The sequence below is a fragment of the Pedobacter frigiditerrae genome (assembly GCF_032678705.1).
GTDB classification, from domain to species: domain Bacteria; phylum Bacteroidota; class Bacteroidia; order Sphingobacteriales; family Sphingobacteriaceae; genus Pedobacter; species Pedobacter frigiditerrae_A.
Window position 1 is genome coordinate 559374 of sequence record NZ_JAVTSS010000001.1, and the last position, 17429, is coordinate 576802.

The 17429-nt window shown below is 34.8% G+C and carries 18 protein-coding genes; 11 read left to right on the forward strand and 7 right to left on the reverse strand.

Features of this window, described 5'->3' with window-relative positions; all coding sequences use genetic code 11:
• Positions 1-21: 21 nt before the first annotated feature.
• The 4 genes from R2Q59_RS02430 to R2Q59_RS02445 all read left to right on the forward strand — a co-directional run bounded on the left by R2Q59_RS02430 (position 22) and on the right by R2Q59_RS02445 (position 3441).
• The gene (locus R2Q59_RS02430; RefSeq protein WP_316765423.1) at positions 22-381 is read left to right on the forward strand and encodes a four helix bundle protein; all 360 of its coding nucleotides are present in this window, start codon (positions 22-24) and stop codon (positions 379-381) included.
• Between the two features lie 62 nt (positions 382-443).
• Positions 444-1133, forward strand: a complete 690-nt coding sequence (clpP, locus tag R2Q59_RS02435) for an ATP-dependent Clp endopeptidase proteolytic subunit ClpP (RefSeq protein ID WP_316783386.1) — start codon at positions 444-446, stop codon at positions 1131-1133.
• Positions 1134-1217: 84 nt separating this feature from the next.
• Positions 1218-2456 (forward strand): ATP-dependent Clp protease ATP-binding subunit ClpX, encoded by a 1239-nt coding sequence (gene clpX, locus R2Q59_RS02440; RefSeq protein ID WP_316783388.1) that lies wholly within the window; start codon positions 1218-1220, stop codon positions 2454-2456.
• Between the two features lie 121 nt (positions 2457-2577).
• Positions 2578-3441 carry an AMP nucleosidase gene (locus R2Q59_RS02445; RefSeq protein ID WP_316783390.1) on the forward strand — a complete coding sequence of 288 codons (864 nt, stop codon included), beginning with the start codon at positions 2578-2580 and terminating at the stop codon, positions 3439-3441.
• A 379-nt stretch (positions 3442-3820) separates the two neighbouring features.
• Here R2Q59_RS02445 and R2Q59_RS02450 read toward each other — a convergent pair whose 3' ends face one another.
• The 4 genes from R2Q59_RS02450 to R2Q59_RS02465 are packed head-to-tail and all read right to left on the reverse strand — an operon-like array spanning position 3821 to position 7330.
• Complete coding sequence (locus R2Q59_RS02450) at positions 3821-4324, reverse strand: MepB family protein (protein ID WP_316765428.1); 504 nt, start codon at positions 4322-4324, stop codon at positions 3821-3823.
• On the reverse strand, positions 4321-4818 hold the full coding sequence (locus R2Q59_RS02455) for a SixA phosphatase family protein (protein ID WP_316783392.1): 498 nt from the start codon (positions 4816-4818) through the stop codon (positions 4321-4323). The genes R2Q59_RS02450 and R2Q59_RS02455 overlap by 4 nt, the downstream gene beginning before the upstream one ends.
• Positions 4819-4878: 60 nt before the next feature.
• A complete protein-coding gene (locus R2Q59_RS02460; protein WP_316783393.1) occupies positions 4879-5604 on the reverse strand; it encodes a hypothetical protein in 726 nt (241 codons plus the stop codon).
• A gap of 34 nt (positions 5605-5638) precedes the next feature.
• Positions 5639-7330 (reverse strand): helix-hairpin-helix domain-containing protein, encoded by a 1692-nt coding sequence (locus tag R2Q59_RS02465; protein WP_316783395.1) that lies wholly within the window; start codon positions 7328-7330, stop codon positions 5639-5641.
• A gap of 75 nt (positions 7331-7405) precedes the next feature.
• Here R2Q59_RS02465 and R2Q59_RS02470 point away from each other — a divergent pair, with 75 nt between their 5' ends.
• Complete coding sequence (locus R2Q59_RS02470; protein WP_316765435.1) at positions 7406-8017, forward strand: hypothetical protein; 612 nt, start codon at positions 7406-7408, stop codon at positions 8015-8017.
• Here the strand turns inward: R2Q59_RS02470 and sppA are convergent, their stop codons facing one another.
• Positions 8018-9787: a signal peptide peptidase SppA gene (sppA, locus tag R2Q59_RS02475; RefSeq protein WP_316783397.1), complete on the reverse strand. Its 1770-nt coding sequence runs from the start codon at positions 9785-9787 to the stop codon at positions 8018-8020.
• Positions 9788-9915: 128 nt separating this feature from the next.
• On the opposite strand from sppA, the gene folK reads away from it, so the two are divergent.
• Positions 9916-10410, forward strand: coding sequence for a 2-amino-4-hydroxy-6-hydroxymethyldihydropteridine diphosphokinase (gene folK, locus R2Q59_RS02480; RefSeq protein ID WP_316765439.1), 495 nt, complete (start codon positions 9916-9918; stop codon positions 10408-10410).
• 18 nt (positions 10411-10428) lie between these two features.
• Positions 10429-10806, forward strand: a complete 378-nt coding sequence (locus R2Q59_RS02485) for an Hpt domain-containing protein (protein WP_316783400.1) — start codon at positions 10429-10431, stop codon at positions 10804-10806.
• Here the strand turns inward: R2Q59_RS02485 and pssA are convergent.
• Positions 10803-11492 (reverse strand): CDP-diacylglycerol--serine O-phosphatidyltransferase, encoded by a 690-nt coding sequence (gene pssA, locus R2Q59_RS02490; RefSeq protein WP_316783402.1) that lies wholly within the window; start codon positions 11490-11492, stop codon positions 10803-10805. The two genes, R2Q59_RS02485 and pssA, sit on opposite strands and share 4 nt — an antisense overlap.
• 85 nt (positions 11493-11577) lie before the next feature.
• Positions 11578-13389 carry a transcription termination factor Rho gene (rho, locus tag R2Q59_RS02495; protein WP_316783404.1) on the reverse strand — a complete coding sequence of 604 codons (1812 nt, stop codon included), beginning with the start codon at positions 13387-13389 and terminating at the stop codon, positions 11578-11580.
• A 270-nt stretch (positions 13390-13659) separates the two neighbouring features.
• Here rho and pyrF point away from each other — a divergent pair, with 270 nt between their 5' ends.
• The 4 genes from pyrF to R2Q59_RS02515 all read left to right on the forward strand — a co-directional run bounded on the left by pyrF (position 13660) and on the right by R2Q59_RS02515 (position 17397).
• Complete coding sequence (gene pyrF / locus R2Q59_RS02500; protein WP_316783406.1) at positions 13660-14490, forward strand: orotidine-5'-phosphate decarboxylase; 831 nt, start codon at positions 13660-13662, stop codon at positions 14488-14490.
• A gap of 90 nt (positions 14491-14580) precedes the next feature.
• Positions 14581-15486, forward strand: coding sequence for a DMT family transporter (locus R2Q59_RS02505; RefSeq protein WP_316783408.1), 906 nt, complete (start codon positions 14581-14583; stop codon positions 15484-15486).
• Between the two features lie 405 nt (positions 15487-15891).
• Positions 15892-17172, forward strand: coding sequence for a DUF2851 family protein (locus tag R2Q59_RS02510; protein ID WP_316783410.1), 1281 nt, complete (start codon positions 15892-15894; stop codon positions 17170-17172).
• Between the two features lie 3 nt (positions 17173-17175).
• The gene (locus R2Q59_RS02515) at positions 17176-17397 is read left to right on the forward strand and encodes a PspC domain-containing protein (protein WP_316765450.1); all 222 of its coding nucleotides are present in this window, start codon (positions 17176-17178) and stop codon (positions 17395-17397) included.
• Positions 17398-17429: the final 32 nt, after the last annotated feature.

The following is a 17429-nucleotide window of genomic DNA, read 5'->3' on the forward strand; positions in this document are numbered from 1 at the left end:
TTTTCAACTTAATACTTGAAAATGGCTCAATTTAAATTTCAAACATTAGAGGTATGGCAGATTTCCATAGCTTTAACAGACAAGTTACTAGATATAGCTGACCGTTTGTCAGATATAAAAAAATACAGATTTGCAGAGCAGCTCAATGGGGCTGCTCTTAGCATATCTAATAATATTGCTGAAGGTTCAGGTTCAGTTTCTAATAAGGAATTTGCTCATTATCTGAATATTGCACACCGTTCTACCTTTGAGAATGCAAATATTTTAGTAGTATTGGAGAGAAGAAAATTAATTTCTGACATTGAGTTAATCCAATATCTCGAAGAATTAGATAAATTGGCACGGAAATTAACTAATCTTAGGAAATATTTATTAAAGTAAATAACTGATGAGGGGCTGAGGGTATTTGTACGCCTATCCCCAAACGCTTAACCCCAAACGCAATGAAAATAGATAAAGAAGAATTTAGAAAATACGCAGTTAAACATCATAGAATTAATGGATTAAACGTTGACCGTTACATTGGTGCAACTAATAATTCTCCAAAATCAATGACACCATACATCATTGAGGAGCGCCAGTTAAATGTAGCTCAAATGGATGTTTTCTCTCGTTTAATGATGGACCGTATCATCTTTTTAGGTGACGCAATTTATGATGGCAATGCAAATATCATTCAAGCTCAATTGTTGTTCTTACAATCAACTGATGCAAACAGAGATATTCAAATTTACATCAACTCTCCAGGTGGTTCAGTTTATGCAGGTTTAGGTATTTATGATACCATGCAATACATCTCACCAGATGTGGCAACAATTTGTACTGGTATGGCAGCTTCTATGGGTGCAGTTTTATTAGTAGCTGGTGCTGCTGGTAAACGTGCTGCCTTAACTCACTCACGAGTAATGATTCACCAACCATCTGGAGGCGCTCAAGGTGTTGCTTCAGATATGGAAATTAACTTGAGAGAGATGTTAAAATTGAAAAAAGAATTGTACGATATCATTTCTCAACATTCTGGTCAAAGCTACGAATGGGTAGAAAAAGCATCGGATCGTGATTACTGGATGAAAGCTGATGAAGCTAAAAGTTTTGGTATGATTGATGAGGTGTTAGGTTCAACTAAAAAATAAATCAGTTTTGAGTTGCGAGTTACGGGTTGAAGGCCTAGGCTAATAAACTCATAACTCACAACTTATAACTCATAACTAAGAAAAATGGCTAAACAAAATAAAGACTCACGTTGCTCATTCTGTAACTCTCCAAAGCAAGAAACTTTAATGCTTATTGAGGGTATGGACGCATATATTTGCGACAAATGCGTAACGCAGGCCAATGTTTTACTTGCACAGGAGTTAGGCAATAAAAAAAGTAAAGCGTTCGACGAATCGTTTAGGTTGTTAAAGCCTGCTGAAATAAAAGCGCATATGGACCAATACGTAATTGGGCAAGATGATGCAAAAAAAGTACTTTCTGTAGCAGTTTACAATCACTATAAACGCTTAAGTCAGAAAATTGACAAGGATGAAGTTGAGATTGAAAAATCTAACATCATGTTAGTTGGCGAAACTGGAACAGGAAAAACCTTATTGGCAAAAACGATTGCTAAAATCTTACATGTGCCATTTTGTATTGTAGATGCAACTGTTTTAACAGAAGCTGGATATGTTGGAGAAGATGTAGAAAGTATTTTAACTCGTTTATTGCAAGCTGCAGATTATGATGTAGCATCGGCAGAACGTGGTATCGTTTATATTGATGAGGTTGATAAAGTTGCTCGTAAAAGCGACAACCCATCAATTACAAGAGATGTTTCTGGAGAAGGTGTACAACAAGCGTTACTTAAAATATTAGAAGGTACAGTTGTAAATGTTCCACCGCAGGGCGGAAGAAAACATCCAGACCAGAAAATGATACCAGTAAACACCAATAATATTTTATTTATCTGTGGTGGTGCATTTGATGGTATTGAACGTAAAATTGCTAATCGTTTACGTACGCAGGCTGTGGGTTATAAGGTTAAAAAGGATGAAGTAGATTTAGACCTGAAAAACCTTTATAAATACATTACACCACAAGATTTAAAAGCATTCGGATTAATTCCTGAGTTAATTGGTCGTGTGCCAGTTTTAACCCACTTAAATCCGTTAGATATCCAAGCTTTGCGTAATATCTTAACTGAGCCTAAAAACTCTTTAATGAGACAATACACTAAGCTTTTTGAATATGAAGATGTGAATTTGATATTCGAAGATGAAGTTTTAGATTTCATCGTTAACAAAGCAATGGAGTATAAATTAGGAGCAAGGGGATTACGTTCCATTTGTGAAGCAATCATGCTCGATGCGATGTATGACACACCATCAGACGATACGGTAAAAGAATTGCATATCACCTTAGAATATGCCATCGAGAAATTTGAAAAGGCAGACTTTAAGAAACTGAAAGCAGCATAAGATTAAAAATCCTCCCGAAATTTCGGGAGGATTTTTTTTAACCTTTTGGTTAATGGTCGATGGTCCATGGACTATAGACTATCAACTAAAATTAATACATTTATAAAAAGGAGTAAAATATATGAACGAAGAAAAAGAAGTAAAACAGGACGCCAAAATTGTAGCGAAAGCTAAAAAAGTAAAAGAAGTAGAAACTCCGGTAAAGTCAGGATTAAAGTCTAAAGAAGAAATAGTAAAAAACTGGTTACCCCGATATACTGGCAGACCATTAGAAGAATTTGGTAAATATATTCTATTAACCAATTTCAGTAAATACTTAACCATGTTTTCGGAGTGGAATGATAATGCTCCAATTATGGGTTTAGATAAGCCAATGCAAAGTGTTACTGCCAATGGCATCACCATTATCAACTTTGGTATGGGAAGTGCAATGGCAGCTACAATGATGGATTTATTAACTGCAATTATGCCAAAAGCCGTATTGTTTTTAGGCAAATGTGGAGGCCTTAAAAAGAAAAATCAATTGGGCGATTTAATTTTGCCAATCGCGGCGATTAGGGGAGAAGGAACATCTAATGATTATTTACCAGCAGAAGTTCCGGCATTACCAGCCTTTGCTTTACAAAAGGCGATATCAACAACTATTAGAGACCACTCAAGAGATTATTGGACTGGAACATGTTATACCACCAACCGTAGGGTTTGGGAGCACGACAAGGAGTTTAAGAAGTATTTAAAAACTTTAAGAGCAATGGCAGTTGATATGGAGACCGCAACAATCTTTACAACTGGTTTCGCTAATAAAATTCCTACTGGTGCATTGTTATTGGTTTCAGACCAGCCAATGATTCCAGAAGGTGTTAAAACAGCAGAAAGTGATAGCTCTGTAACCACAAATTATGTAGATAGCCATCTTCAAATAGGAATTGATTCTTTGAAACAGTTAATTAATGGTGGTGCAACTGTAAAACACTTGAGGTTTTAATAAAAAATCGTCATATCGAACGCAGCGAAGCGAGGAGATATCTGAGAGAAATTTAGCAATAAGTTTCTCTTTTTTATTTGAAAAACAATTGCAAAAGGCATTAGGAAAGGTTCTGTCCTTCTTTCCCTGCCTGCCGGCAGGCAGGCGCTTTACTTCGCCTTCGTTCCTCAGTCTTCGTGCTCGCTCCAATAAGGTTTATTGAACTTAAGCTTGTGCAGCTATCTAGGTTTTATATGTTGCGGGGAAAATTCACAAAAGAGCCACTTGCTTTGTAATATAAACCCTGCCTACCGCAGGCAGGCTTATTGAAGGCAAATGTTTTTCACATTGCCGAAAAGAAGGGCTGAATAAGCCATAGGCACTAACATTCTTTTCCCTCCTAAATCGCTTTGATTAAATGGTTTGCCTTATCTGTAGACTCATTAGTATCGTCAACAAAATATTCAGTTTGCCATTGTTGGGTTTTCTGGGCTTGTTTATTTAGAGTCACATCCCAAGGAGGATAAACCCTAATTCCTCTTTTACCTTGTGCTTTGTTACTAGAGATTATACCTTTCTCTAATAAAATTGATTTAGGGAAAATAAATTGACCAAATAAATCTCCTTTTCTAGTACTAATGATCATCAAATCAAAATCATCATTAACATGAAAAGGTTCTGTTTGGCCGTTTTCATTTCTTTTCCAAATGGTAACAAACTGACCAATTTTGGTTGGTGTTATTTTAGCTGTTCTATGAATAATTGTTTTGCCATTTAATTGGAAAGTACACGCGTCATATTCACTGCTTTCTTTTTCAGCTTTTAGGTTAGAAAAATCAAACCCACATTTGTTGTAAAAATTTTTAATTATCGAAAAATTTTCATTGTCAGTTAAATCACTCAATCCTCACCACTTTTAGGGTAATCAAACAATAAAACTTTTCCAGTATCTGCACTAACCATTTTCCAATCATCGAAAGGGAATTCTAAGTAAACCACACTGCAGGTGGGCATGTTATCTATATGACCGTCAAAGTAATTTACTAAATCTGTTAGGCCAGGATTATGACCGAATAGAGCAATCCTGTCAAATTGATTATCTAAATTATTAATAACCGATAAAAGTGTTTTTACACTAGCTTCGTATATGCTAGATTCTAATTGTATATTTTTTTTTGGAATTTGCCAAGCCTCAGCAAAGAATTTTGCAGTGGTTAGAGCACGCAAAGCAGGACTGCTAACAACTAATTGAGGGACAATTTTTTGCTTAACCAATCGCTCTGCCATTTCTGGTGCATTAGATTTTCCTCTTTTGTTCAGCGGTCTATCAAAATCGCTTAAACTTGAATTACCCCAATCCGATTTAGCGTGTCTAATTACTAATAGTTGCTTTACCATATTTTTATATGTTTTATGTTACACGTTATGGTTGCTAAGCTTATACATATCCCAAATGTTTTATTTCCAAAACTCAGCTACCCAAGGTGCAGGTTTTACATACCTATACCATTTTCCTCTTCCACCTTCTATTGCTTTGTGCGGGTTAATTTCTCCGTGAAAGATGATAATCTTAGCTCCATCTGGAATTCGTGGCGTTGCCCAAAATGCAAACGGGATTTTAGAAACACAATCATATTTATAACTTGGACACCATTCCTTTGGCCAATAATTCAGTTTTCCTTTATCAAAAATTGCTTGGGTTAGGTACTCTTGTTCATTTCGGTGTCTCTTCCTAATTTCGTCAAATGTGTTCAAGAAATCATCAAATACATAACCGTGTTTTCCTATTTCAAATCTATAAACTGAAGAATTTCCTGTAATTCTCCATTGTTTTTTATAGTCTTTTATAATTAAAAATTCTCCAGGGTAGTCAAAAAACGGGTCAATCGAGTCAACAATTACAATATCTAAATCTAAAAATAGAGCAGTTCCTTTTAAGCCGAATAGGTCTTCTTTTAAGGTAGAAAGCTTTTTCCACATCCGTTCTGGCAATCCACCAGGAATCTCCATACTTGGAATTGCAAAACATTGAACTTCAGGCGAAATTCCTATTTCATCATCCGTAAAGCAAACCATTTTAAACTCATAGCTCAAATTTCTTTTAACCATGGCGTACAGCCTGTTAACATATTCAGGGCCATAAAGTTTGCCCCATTTCATGCAAAAAATATACTTGTCTGCCATTATTTACCTTGTGGATAATGAAGTAGTTAAAAAATTAAATAAGCTTAGCATTACTTTTTTGCTCAAAGTAGCTTGATATTTCATTCAATGTAAAGGCGTTTAGGCATTTAGCAGCTGTTAAACCTCCCTTTCTTGCAACCTTAACTCCATATTGCGTATCATGGAAGCCTTCTTTTCTGTGTGCATCTGGATTAATAGACAATAGAACTCCTTTTTCTAATGCATATCGATGCCAACGCCAATCTAAATCTAAGCGCAAAGGATTGGCATTAATTTCAATAACAACTTTATTTGCTGCACAGGCATCGATTACTTTTTTATAATCAATTTCGTAGCCTTTTCTGCTCAGCAATAATCGCCCCGTTGGATGACCTAAAATTGTGGTATAGGGATTTTCTATAGCTTTAATTAACCTTGCGGTTGCTTTATCTTGGTCCATTCTTAAGTTACTATGAACAGATGCAACAACAAAATCAAAAGTTTTTAAAATATCATCACCATAATCTAAAGATCCATCATTTAAAATGTCACTTTCTATTCCTTTAAAGATTTTAAAAGGAGCAAGCTTGGCGTTTAACTCATCGATTTGTAAATGCTGAGCATAAACTCGCTGCTCATTTAATCCTTTTGCATAAAAGGCAGATTTAGAGTGGTCGCAAATACCTAAATACTCAAGGTTCAAGGTTTCTTTGCAATACACCGCCATTTCTTCTAAGGTGTGTACACCATCGCTCCAATCAGAGTGGTTATGTAAAGTTCCCCTCAAATCGTTATCAGTGATTAGAATAGGCAACTGATGTTTAATCGCCAATCCAATTTCATTTAATCCCTCACGTAATTCAGGTGCAATAAAATCTAAACCAGCTTTTGTGTAAACATCATATTCATCTACGAAAGGACCATCACCTGCTAGTTTTAAAACTTCAGCAACGTGTTGTTCGTTCCCAGTTAACTTAAAAAGGTTAAGATAAAAATCGGCTTTAGGAACTATAACTAATCTGATGTGTAAACCACTTTCTGTATGTGCCGCAAAGTTATTATCCCCAATGTCTTTAAGGTCTAAATCAGCAAATGCTGGAATTTGAGCAGCTAAATTTTCTACATCGGCTGTGCCAATTACAAATAAAGCTTCCTCAATAATTTCAACAGCTCTTCTATATCCACCTGTTATCTCTAACAAAGCCGTATCATCAACTTTGTTTAGCCACAAAGATAAATTTGTTAAAATTTGATTAACAGTTGGTTCGATATGAGCATATAGAAACTTCCCATTAGCAGCCATTTTAAATTCGATGACTTTTTTAATTTCTTCTTGAGTTTTAAGTCCGAAACCTTTGGCTTCAATCAAGCGATTTTCATTACAAGCGTAATAAAGTTCGCCAACGTTTTCTATTTGTAAATCGTGCCAAATGACACTGATTTTTTTTGGACCAATACCCTTAATGCCTAACATTTCTACAATGCCTGGCGGTGTTTGCAGCAAAATTTCTTCAAGTTCTTTAATCGTTCCAGTTTCTAACAGCTCAATTACTTTCGAAGCAATACTTTTTCCAATCCCATCTATTTTTTCAATATCTGATAATGGTTTAGAAGCTATAGCGAAAGGCAATTTATCTATCTTAAAAGCGGCATTAGCGACAGATTTTATCTTAAATGGATTTACTTCATGCAATTCCATTAGTTGAGATAAAAGTCGTAATGTACGTGATATGGGTTTGTTTTCCATTGCTGTAAAATTACAAACTAAAACCTAAAAATTGAATTAATGAACACAATAAACAGTTATTGTTGTTTTTAGCTTATGAAACTTAAATATCTCTTCATTTCTTGTCTTGCCTTATTTTTCTCTTGTAATTCAGATTCTAATAAAATAAAGCTAAATGCTGATAGTCTTAAAATTGAAAATGTTGAAGCGAAATTTTTAATTGTGCCTGGCAAGTCGATTGGCAAATTTCACCTAGGCCAAAATGTTGTTGAATTAGATTCTATTTTAGGTAAGCCCGATTTTAGTGATGCAGCTATGGGAAAAGCTTGGAGTATTTGGTATCGTGGAGATACATCTAAGTTTAGGAAGCAAGAAATTGCTGTTTTTTCATCTTATGCTGATAGTACGATGAAATGGAAAGATGTGAAACAAATTAGAGTTAACTCAAATAAGGTTACTACAGTTACGGGTTTAAATAATGGTAATTTGCTTTCCAGTTTTACTGCAAAATATAGTGATTTTAAAAAAGTAGCTACCTTTGTGAACGATAATTTAGGAGATACAATTTTACTTTACGATTCAAAATCAAATGGTATTGCGGCAGAGTTTATTAGAGATATCAGTAGGGCAATTATTATTCACAAAAAAGGTGAGATGGTTAATGAAACCTATCTCACCCTTCATCCAGAATGGAAAATTCTGAAGTAATTATTTTATTTTAATCTCATAATCCATTCTAGCTTGAATGCCAGAATTGGTAATTGCTTTTTGCATTTGTTTGTAAATCAGGTAATTTTCGCCAAGTTCTTTTTTGGTGTAATAAATACTGATATTCTCCTTCGCATTTGATAGAAAATCTTTTAAAGGATCTATTTTCTCTGGATATTCAACGATTCTATATTCTTTAATTTTAGCTTTTTTAGCAGCAGATTTTATGGCATCAGTAAAACTTCCTAAACGGTCTGCCAATCCAATTTTTACGGCGTCAGTACCAATCCAAACATGACCACCTCCAATGCTGTCTACTTGCGCCTTGGTTTTTTTACGACCATCAGCAACACGGGTAATGAAGCTATCGTACACTTGATTTACGCCGTTTTGAACAATGAAACGTTCGCCTGCAGTTAGTGGACGGGTTACGCTCATGATATCAGCATATTGACCAGTCTTAACACCATCGAAGGTAATACCCAACTTATTATTTAACAAGTTCTGGAAATTAGGAATGATACCAAATACACCAATTGAGCCAGTAATTGTATTAGGTTGAACGAAAATACTATCTGCGGCACAGCCAATATAGTAGCCGCCAGATGCGGCCACATCTCCAAAAGAAGCAATTACGGGCTTAACCTTTTTGCTTAAAATTATTTCTCTCCAAATTACATCAGATGCCAAAGCACTACCACCACCAGAATTAACACGTAAAACAATGGCTTTAACATTATCATCTAATCTTGCTTTTCTAATTGCTCTTGATATGCGCTCAGAACCAATTTGCTCATCAGAACCTTCGCCTCCAACAATATCGCCATTGGCATAAATTACGGCTACCTTATCTTTTTCGACAGCATTTTCGTCTGTTAAATTGTCGATGTAATCGTTTATGCTAACTGTATTAACTGTGCTTTTTTTGTCCTTGCCAGTAATGTTTCTTAATTCATCCAGTACTTCGTCCTTGTATTTTAAGGCATCAACCATTTTATAGGCCAATGCATCTTTAGGGAACTGAATTTTATAATCATTGGCTATAACAAATAAACTATCCTTGCTGATGTTTCTCGATTTAGAAATATTGGTTAAAAAAGTATCATATAAGCCACCAACATAAGCAGAAACCTGTTTGCGGTTATAATCGCTCATTTTTGTGTTGATGAATGGTTCAACCGCACTCTTATAATTTCCAACTCTGATAATTTGAGCTTCAATGCCTAATTTATCTAAGGCGCCTTTAAAGAACATTAATTCTGAACTAAATCCTTTAAACTCTAATGCGCCTTGTGGATTTAAATAAACTTTATCTGCTGCCGAAGCTAAAAAATATGCCCCCTGTGTATAAATTTCACTATAAGCGATAACAGGTTTTTTAGATTTTTTAAAATCGATGATGGCATTTCTAACTTCTAACATGGTTGCCATGCCGGCATTCGGAGAACTTACATTGATGTAAACACATTCAATTTTATCATCATCTTTTGCGGCTTTTAGTGCTTTAATCACATCATAAAAGCCAATGCTTTTTTCCTCGCCGCCACCAATAATAGGAATTCCAGCAAAAGAATTATCTGGTGTACGTTCTGTAATTGCTTGGTCTAGATTTAAAAATAAAACCGAATTGTTTTTAACCTCAACAAGTTCTTTGTCTCCTACTGAGGCTACAAAACCAACAATAAGTAAAACGAAAATAAATGCTAAAACAAAGGTTGAAATTACAATTCCGACAACAGTAGCAAAAACATATTTAAAAAATTCTTTCATGTGCTTGGTAAGTATTTAATTTGTAAAGATATAAAACTGAAAGGGCATCTTATACTTATTTACAACGTGTTTTGTAATAAAATCGAAGCCAATTCATTAATTTAAAAGCTGTGCAGTAGCCATCAAATATGCAATTAGAGAAACAAAAAACGTATTTGTTACTAGGAAGTAATTTAGGGGATAGAGAATCGTACCTAAATAACGCATTAAAGCTAATTGCAGAAGAGGTTGGAGAGATTAAATCAAAGTCTTCTATTTATGAAACAGCTGCATGGGGCAAAACGGACCAACCTGGGTTTTTGAATTTAGCAGTTGAGATAGAAACTAGTTTAACACCATTAGCGTTATTGAAAACTGTGCTGAAAATAGAAGAATCTTTAGGTAGAGTTAGGGAAGAAAGATGGGGCGCTAGATTAATAGACATTGATATTATTCTTTATGGGAGTGAAATCATTAGCATAACTGATGAACTTCAAATTCCTCATCCAGAAATGGAGAACCGAAAATTTGTGATGGAGCCACTAGCAGAAATAGCACCGGATTTAATTCATCCCTTACTGCATAAAAGTGTATCAGAAATATTAACAAGTTTAAAAGATACTTTATCGGTTTCAAAAATATAATTTCTTATTTTTACTGTAATGATCAACCAAAAGAAAAACGAACAACCTCTTGATTTATCGTACTTAAGAGACATGTCTGGTGATAGCGCAGAGTTTATGATTGAAATGTTAGATGCATTTCAAAAACAAACACCTATTTATATGGCAGATTTAGAGAAAGCCATAGAAGCCGAAAACTGGAAAGCTACATCTGAGTGTGCCCATAAAATGAAACCTACTTTTTATTATGTGGGTAGGGAAGATGCTCGCGATCACATGCAAGAAATTGAACGTAATGCTCGTGAATTAAAAGATATAGAAAACATCCCAACCGCTTTTGCTGAAGCTAAAGACTTTGTAGAAATTCTTTACAAACAATTAGATGATGCTAGAGACGAGCTTAAAAAGCGACTTTAGCTAGTTGATTTTGGTTCGCTTCTAAAGTGTAGTATTGAAAGACTGATGTACAATACTAGTATGAAGGGAATTGCAACAAACTTTAAGAAGCCAATCAGTATTAAAGATGCGATTAGAAAAACAAACTTGAATTTGTTTTTTGCCCAGCTTGTATCGCCTAGCTTGAAAGAGAAAATTTTAATTTCACTAACTAACAGATAGCTTGTAATTGCAATAATTGCGATTAACGTGATTGATGAACCAATTATTTCAGGATAATCTTTAGCAATAAATGGCAATGAAACAATGAATAGTGTATTCATTGGTGTATTTAAGCCAATAAAATCTTGTGTTTGCCTTTCATCTATATTAAATTTAGCTAAGCGCAAAGCAGAAAAAACTGTAATTACAAAACCTAAATAAGGCAAATATTCAGAACTGTAATCGCTCAGTTTTAATAGCTGAAACATTACTACTCCAGGTAAAAAACCAAAGCTTACCATATCTGCTAAAGAATCAAGTTCTTTTCCAATCGCCGATTTTACATTTAACAATCGAGCAACCATTCCATCAAAAAAGTCGAAAATTCCTGATAATAAAACAAAATAGGCCGAGACTTCTAAGTCTCCTTTAAATGCAAAGACTACACCTATGCAACCAGAGAATAAATTTGCGCAGGTTATGGCATTTGGAATGTGTTTTTTCATGTTAATAAAGGTAAAAGCTGAAAGACTAAAGTCTAAAGCATTATCGCCATCGCTTTAGTCTTTCTAACTTTGGTCTTTAGTCTTTTTAGCCGTTCATTCCCAATAAAAACTCTTCATTGGTTTTGGTGCCTTTAATTTGCGCTTGTACCAATTCCATTGCTTCTTGAGAGTTCATGTCTGCCAAGTGGTTACGTAATACCCAAATGCGTTGTAGATTTTCTCTATCTAATAATAAATCGTCTCTACGTGTGCTTGAAGCTGTAATATCAATAGCAGGGAAGATACGTTTGTTAGATAATTTACGATCTAACTGAAGCTCCATGTTACCAGTACCTTTAAATTCTTCGAAGATCACCTCATCCATTTTAGAACCTGTATCGGTTAATGCAGTAGCTAAAATTGTTAATGAACCACCTTTTTCAATGTTACGGGCAGCTCCAAAGAAACGTTTTGGTTTATGTAATGCATTTGCATCAACACCACCAGATAAAATTTTACCAGAAGCTGGGGCTGTTGTATTGTAAGCTCTTGCTAAACGAGTAATCGAATCTAAAAGGATAACCACATCATGACCACATTCTACCAAACGCTTAGATTTCTCTAAAACAATGTTGGCAATTTTTACGTGGCGCTCTGCTGGTTCATCAAATGTAGAAGCAATAACTTCTGCTCTTACACTACGAGCCATATCAGTAACCTCTTCCGGACGCTCATCAATTAATAGAATAATCAAATAAACTTCTGGGTGGTTTTTAGCAATCGCGTTAGCAACCTCTTTTAATAAATTGGTTTTACCAGTTTTTGGTTGTGCAACAATTAAACCACGCTGACCTTTACCAATTGGGGTAAATAAGTCCATGATACGGGTTGAGTAATTGCTGCTATCTGTAAATAAATTTAATTTTTCTGTTGGGAAAAGCGGAGTTAGGTAATCAAATGGAACTCTATCACGCACATCTGCAGGGATACGACCATTAATGCTCACTACTTTTACTAATGGGAAATATTTTTCGCCTTCTTTTGGCGGACGGATACTTCCATTAACGGTATCTCCAGTTTTTAAGCCAAATAATTTAATCTGCGATTGAGATACATAAATATCATCTGGTGATGAAAGATAGTTGTAATCTGCAGAACGTAAAAAACCATATCCATCAGGCATAATCTCTAAAACACCTTCATTAGTAATGGTATTGTCGAAATCTAAGTTAGAGTAACTGGTTTCGTTACTTTTATGATTTCCACCGTTTTGGTTTGGATTATTTTGGTTGGGGTTATTTTGTCCTTTTTGAGGGCGATTATTATTTTCTCTTGGTGCTCTTTCTTCACCAGCAGGTTTTTCATCACCTGTTGCAACTTCTTTAGCTTCTTTAACAGGTCTTGCTTCTCTTGGCAACCTGTCTTTTTTATTTAGCTGATTTGGGTTAATTGGAGCAGCAGGTTTATTTGCTTGATTTTGCAACTTCTCAGCAATAGTTTCCATGCGCTGTGGGTCGCTCACAAAATCTGGTGGTAAAGTTACAACTGGTGGCTCAATCTCTTCAACTTCTGCTATAGGTTCGGTTTCTGGTTCTTGTCTGCGAGTTTGAGGTTCATCAAACAAAGTAACTCTATCTCTTTCTGGTTGTTGTGGTTTGTCGTCTTTAGAAATACGAGCTCTCTTTTTTGCAAGAGGTTTATCGCTACTTTCTTTAACCAACTTTGGTCTTGCTTCCTTAACTGGAGCTGCAGTTTCTGCTATAACTTCAGTAGTGGTGCTTTTGTTGGTTTGCTGTATTAGTATTTGTTCAATCAGGTCAGTTTTACGCAAATCGTCTGCGTTGGTAACACCTTCATTTTTTGCTAACTCACGTAATTCTGCAGTAAGCTTTTCAGTTAATTCTGTTTTATTAAACATTTATATGTGTTTGTCGAGAAATTTTAAATTGGGTTTATCAAAAAATATAACAGAAAAATGCTTTTAAAAACATTCAATAAAATAATTTAGGTTGAGATTTTTCTGGGATATTCAGATAAACATTCGGGAATTATGGCACAATTGTATGTATTTGAAAATTAATAAGCAACTAAAATCGAAAATTGTTTAAAAAAAGTTCATTTTGTTTAAACTTAGGCAGGCAAAAAACCATCAAAATTTGACATCTTTGCGGACCATTCTCCTATTAAAATGAACAAGGAACAACTTTTTGAGCAAATACAACAAAAAAAATCTTTTTTGTGCATCGGTCTAGACCCAGTGTTAGGTAAACTTCCAAAACACCTGTTAAAATATAACGACCCGATTTTAGAGTTTAACAAACAGTTGATAGATGCAACTCACGACCTTTGTGTTGCCTATAAGCCAAATACAGCATTTTACGAAAGTAGGGGAGTTAAAGGTTGGGAAACCTTGGTAAATACTTGGACGCATTTTCCAAAAGATGTTTTTACTATCGCAGATGCTAAACGTGGAGATATTGGAAATACATCTGCTATGTATGCCGAAGCTTTTTTTAATGAAGAAAGTTCTGCAATGAGCTTCGATTCTGTTACCGTTGCACCGTACATGGGTAAAGATTCGGTTTCGCCTTTTTTAAATCATCCAAATAAATGGGTAATTCTTTTGGCTTTAACCTCAAACGCTGGTAGTCAAGATTTTCAGGCTAAGCAAAGTGATAATCAAAAACTATACGAACAAGTAATCACTACTTCACAACATTGGGCAACCAGTGATCAATTAATGTATGTTGTTGGCGCTACAAAAGCCGAAGAATTTCAAAATATCCGCCAATTGGCACCAGATCATTTTTTACTTGTGCCAGGTGTTGGTGCGCAAGGTGGAAGTTTAAGTGCTGTTTGTCAATATGGCTTAAATTCGCAATGCGGATTACTGGTTAATGCCGCAAGAAGCATCATTTACGCTAGTAATGGTTTAGATTTTGCCGAAAAAGCAAGGGAAGAAGCCTTGTTGTTACAACAAGAAATGGAGCAGATTTTGAAAGCTGCAGACTTGATATAGGTAAACAACTATAGTCAATCCCATTTAGCTCCAAATCTTTTAAAACTTCTTTGTGCACTTTGTGTGTCTTAGTGGTTAAAATAAATATAAATGAACACCAAAACAGACTTTAAATTAATAGGAGCCTTACTTGCCGTTGCCATTGTTTGGGGAACAACTTACTTGGGTATCCGAGTTGCTGTTCACACCATTCCGCCTTGGTTTGTAACGGCAATGCGCCAAACCATTGCTTCCTTAATTTTATTAGTCTTTTTACTAAAGAAAAACCAGTTAAAATGGATTGGTTGGCCAGCTTTAAGAAGGCAAATTTTACTGTCGTCTTTAATGATTGTTATTGCAAATGGATTAACAACCGTTGCTGAGCAAAGTATTCCTAGCGGACTAACTTCCTTATTAAATGCTTTAAATCCGATTGTGGTTTTTATTGGTTGTGTAATTATTGGTTTGCAAAAATTAACCATAAAAGGCGTTGTAGGTGTAGTGATTGGCTTTTTAGGCGTAGCTTTTATTTTTAGAGATGGTTTAAGTGATTTGCTAGACCCAAATTATAAAACTGGTATTATGTTTTTGGCAATTGCTATTTTGGGTTGGGCTATCGGAACAATTTATACTAAAAAATATACGCAACAAACTTCAAATATTTTCCTCGATTTATTTTACCAGTTTGTGTTTTCTGCAGTAGTGCAACTGGTTTTTGCATTTACATTTTCAGATAAAATTGAGCCAAGTACATGGAGTTTAGAAAGTTTATTAGCTGTAGTTTATTTAGGTGTCTTTGGCTCTGTAATTGGGTATTTCTGCTATAATTATTCACTTAAAAAGGTTTCAGCAACAAAGGTTTCTATCCTTTCCTATTTTAACACCGTTATCGCTATATTTTTAGGTTGGTTAATTTTAGATGAAGTTATCACCTATGAATTATTAATCGCTACAGCCTTAATTATTTTGGGTGTTTTTATAACAAACTACAAGGGAAGACAGAAAGAGATTGTTTAGCATTTGAAAGTGATTGTCAGTGGTTTTTGGCTGTCTTCAGCCCCGCTTTTCTCTTCAAAAAAATGCTTCTAATCCCAACTTTCATCGAAGAAGCATTTGTTTTTCCGCTTCAATCGGGCTTATGATTTAAAGGAAGTAGTTCTTGGGAGTGAGGACACAATTCCACTCCTTTGGAGGGGTGCCTGAAAGGCGGGGTGGTTTCTCAAAATAGAATGAGCTTTTAATTTGGCTCTATAGTGAAGCAAAATATAGTCATTAAAATTGTTATACTTTGATAACAAAATATATGGAAATTGTTATTTTGTAATAACAATTTGTAATATTTCCTTACAATTTAATCCTTTAACCACAGGTTAAATTTTCTGCAATCCTTAAATTCTTCTGTTTTATTGTATAATTTCAGCTATGAATTTTCCTGAAGAATTTCTCCATTTCATTTGGCAATTTAGGTTGTATGGCGCTCAAACCTTGCGAACTACTTCGGGAGAAACTATAGAGGTTTTACAACAAGGAACACTAAATAAAGATGCTGGTCCAGATTTCAGCAAAGCAAAATTAATTATTGGCGATACCACTTGGGTTGGCAATGTCGAAATTCACATCAAATCATCAGATTGGCTTTTACACAACCATCAGGTAGATAGTGCTTATGAAAATGTAATCCTTCATGTTGTTTACGAAGATGATGCACCAATTTACAGGAAAGACGGAACAATACTTCCAGTGCTTATTTTAAAAGGACTTTTCCCTTTACATTTATTAGATAACTATGAGCAATTAATTACCTCAACAAATAGTTTCCCTTGTGAAAAGCAAATCCACACAGTGGATGAATTTTTAATCAATGGATTTTTGTCTAGGGTTTTAGTAGAACGATTAGAGCAAAAATCTACTGAAGTGTATGATAAATTAAGAGAACTAAAAGGGGATTGGGACGAAACATTTTATCATTTTATGGCGAGGAACTTTGGCTTTAAGGTAAATGCCATCCCGATGGAAATGTTGGCTCAATCTTTACCTCAACAATTGTTTGCCAAGCATAAAGACAGCCCTTTGCAAATAGAGGCGTTGATATTCGGTCAGGCAGGTTTTTTGAACCAAAGTTTTGAAGATGACTATCCAAATCAGCTGAAGAGAGAATATTTGTTTCTTCAAAAGAAATACAGCTTAAAACCAATAGATATTTCCCTTTGGAAGTTTATGCGAATGCGGCCTCAGAATTTCCCAACGTTAAGACTAGCTCAGTTTGCAGCCTTAATTGTAAATTCTAATCATTTATTCTCTAAAATTTTAGTGATGAGAGATTATCGAAATTCTCAAATTTTATTCGAAAATTTACCTGTCAGCCCATTTTGGGAAACTCATTATCATTTTAATAAAGAAGCTGAAAATGTAGGTTTACAAATAGGCAAATCTTCTATTCAAAATATACTGATAAATACATTAAGCTTATTTTTATTCGCCTATGGCAAAGCATTAGACCAGCATAATTATGTAACTCGAAGTTTTTATTTATTAGAGAATATCCAAAGTGAAAACAACGCAATTATAAAACAATATGAGGCTGCAGGCGTTTTGGTTAAAAATGCCTTTAACTCACAGGCATTTTTGCAATTAAAAAAGAAGTATTGCAATGAAAAAAAATGCTTAACTTGTGGTATCGGAATAAAGATATTAAAACAATAAAAAATGTTTCAACGTATTGTTACCTTTTTCGAACAACAGAGCTTTGGGGTTTCTACCTATTTAGCTAACAAGTTTAACATGAGTATAAGTAAAGTACGTTTGTTCTTTATCTACTCTTCTTTTTTGGCTGTTGGTTTTCCAATTCTATTTTATCTTTTGGCCGCTGTGGTATTAGATATTAGAACTTACATGAAAAAAGTAAGGTTAAGGGTTTGGGACATTTAGTAGACTAAAGCAGAAAGACCAAAGACTAAAGC

Excerpts from the sequence above, each read along its gene's own strand:
- R2Q59_RS02430 (WP_316765423.1), top strand. The coding sequence starts at position 22 with ATGGCTCAATTTAAATTTCAAACATTAGAGGTATGGCAGATTTCCATA.
- clpP (WP_316783386.1), top strand. The coding sequence starts at position 444 with ATGAAAATAGATAAAGAAGAATTTAGAAAATACGCAGTTAAACATCAT.
- clpX (WP_316783388.1), top strand. The coding sequence starts at position 1,218 with ATGGCTAAACAAAATAAAGACTCACGTTGCTCATTCTGTAACTCTCCA.
- R2Q59_RS02445 (WP_316783390.1), top strand. The coding sequence starts at position 2,578 with ATGAACGAAGAAAAAGAAGTAAAACAGGACGCCAAAATTGTAGCGAAA.
- R2Q59_RS02455 (WP_316783392.1), bottom strand. The coding sequence starts at position 4,818 with ATGGTAAAGCAACTATTAGTAATTAGACACGCTAAATCGGATTGGGGT.
- R2Q59_RS02460 (WP_316783393.1), bottom strand. The coding sequence starts at position 5,604 with ATGGCAGACAAGTATATTTTTTGCATGAAATGGGGCAAACTTTATGGC.
- R2Q59_RS02465 (WP_316783395.1), bottom strand. The coding sequence starts at position 7,330 with ATGGAAAACAAACCCATATCACGTACATTACGACTTTTATCTCAACTA.
- R2Q59_RS02470 (WP_316765435.1), top strand. The coding sequence starts at position 7,406 with ATGAAACTTAAATATCTCTTCATTTCTTGTCTTGCCTTATTTTTCTCT.
- sppA (WP_316783397.1), bottom strand. The coding sequence starts at position 9,787 with ATGAAAGAATTTTTTAAATATGTTTTTGCTACTGTTGTCGGAATTGTA.
- folK (WP_316765439.1), top strand. The coding sequence starts at position 9,916 with ATGCAATTAGAGAAACAAAAAACGTATTTGTTACTAGGAAGTAATTTA.
- R2Q59_RS02485 (WP_316783400.1), top strand. The coding sequence starts at position 10,429 with ATGATCAACCAAAAGAAAAACGAACAACCTCTTGATTTATCGTACTTA.
- pssA (WP_316783402.1), bottom strand. The coding sequence starts at position 11,492 with ATGAAAAAACACATTCCAAATGCCATAACCTGCGCAAATTTATTCTCT.
- rho (WP_316783404.1), bottom strand. The coding sequence starts at position 13,389 with ATGTTTAATAAAACAGAATTAACTGAAAAGCTTACTGCAGAATTACGT.
- pyrF (WP_316783406.1), top strand. The coding sequence starts at position 13,660 with ATGAACAAGGAACAACTTTTTGAGCAAATACAACAAAAAAAATCTTTT.
- R2Q59_RS02505 (WP_316783408.1), top strand. The coding sequence starts at position 14,581 with ATGAACACCAAAACAGACTTTAAATTAATAGGAGCCTTACTTGCCGTT.
- R2Q59_RS02510 (WP_316783410.1), top strand. The coding sequence starts at position 15,892 with ATGAATTTTCCTGAAGAATTTCTCCATTTCATTTGGCAATTTAGGTTG.
- R2Q59_RS02515 (WP_316765450.1), top strand. The coding sequence starts at position 17,176 with ATGTTTCAACGTATTGTTACCTTTTTCGAACAACAGAGCTTTGGGGTT.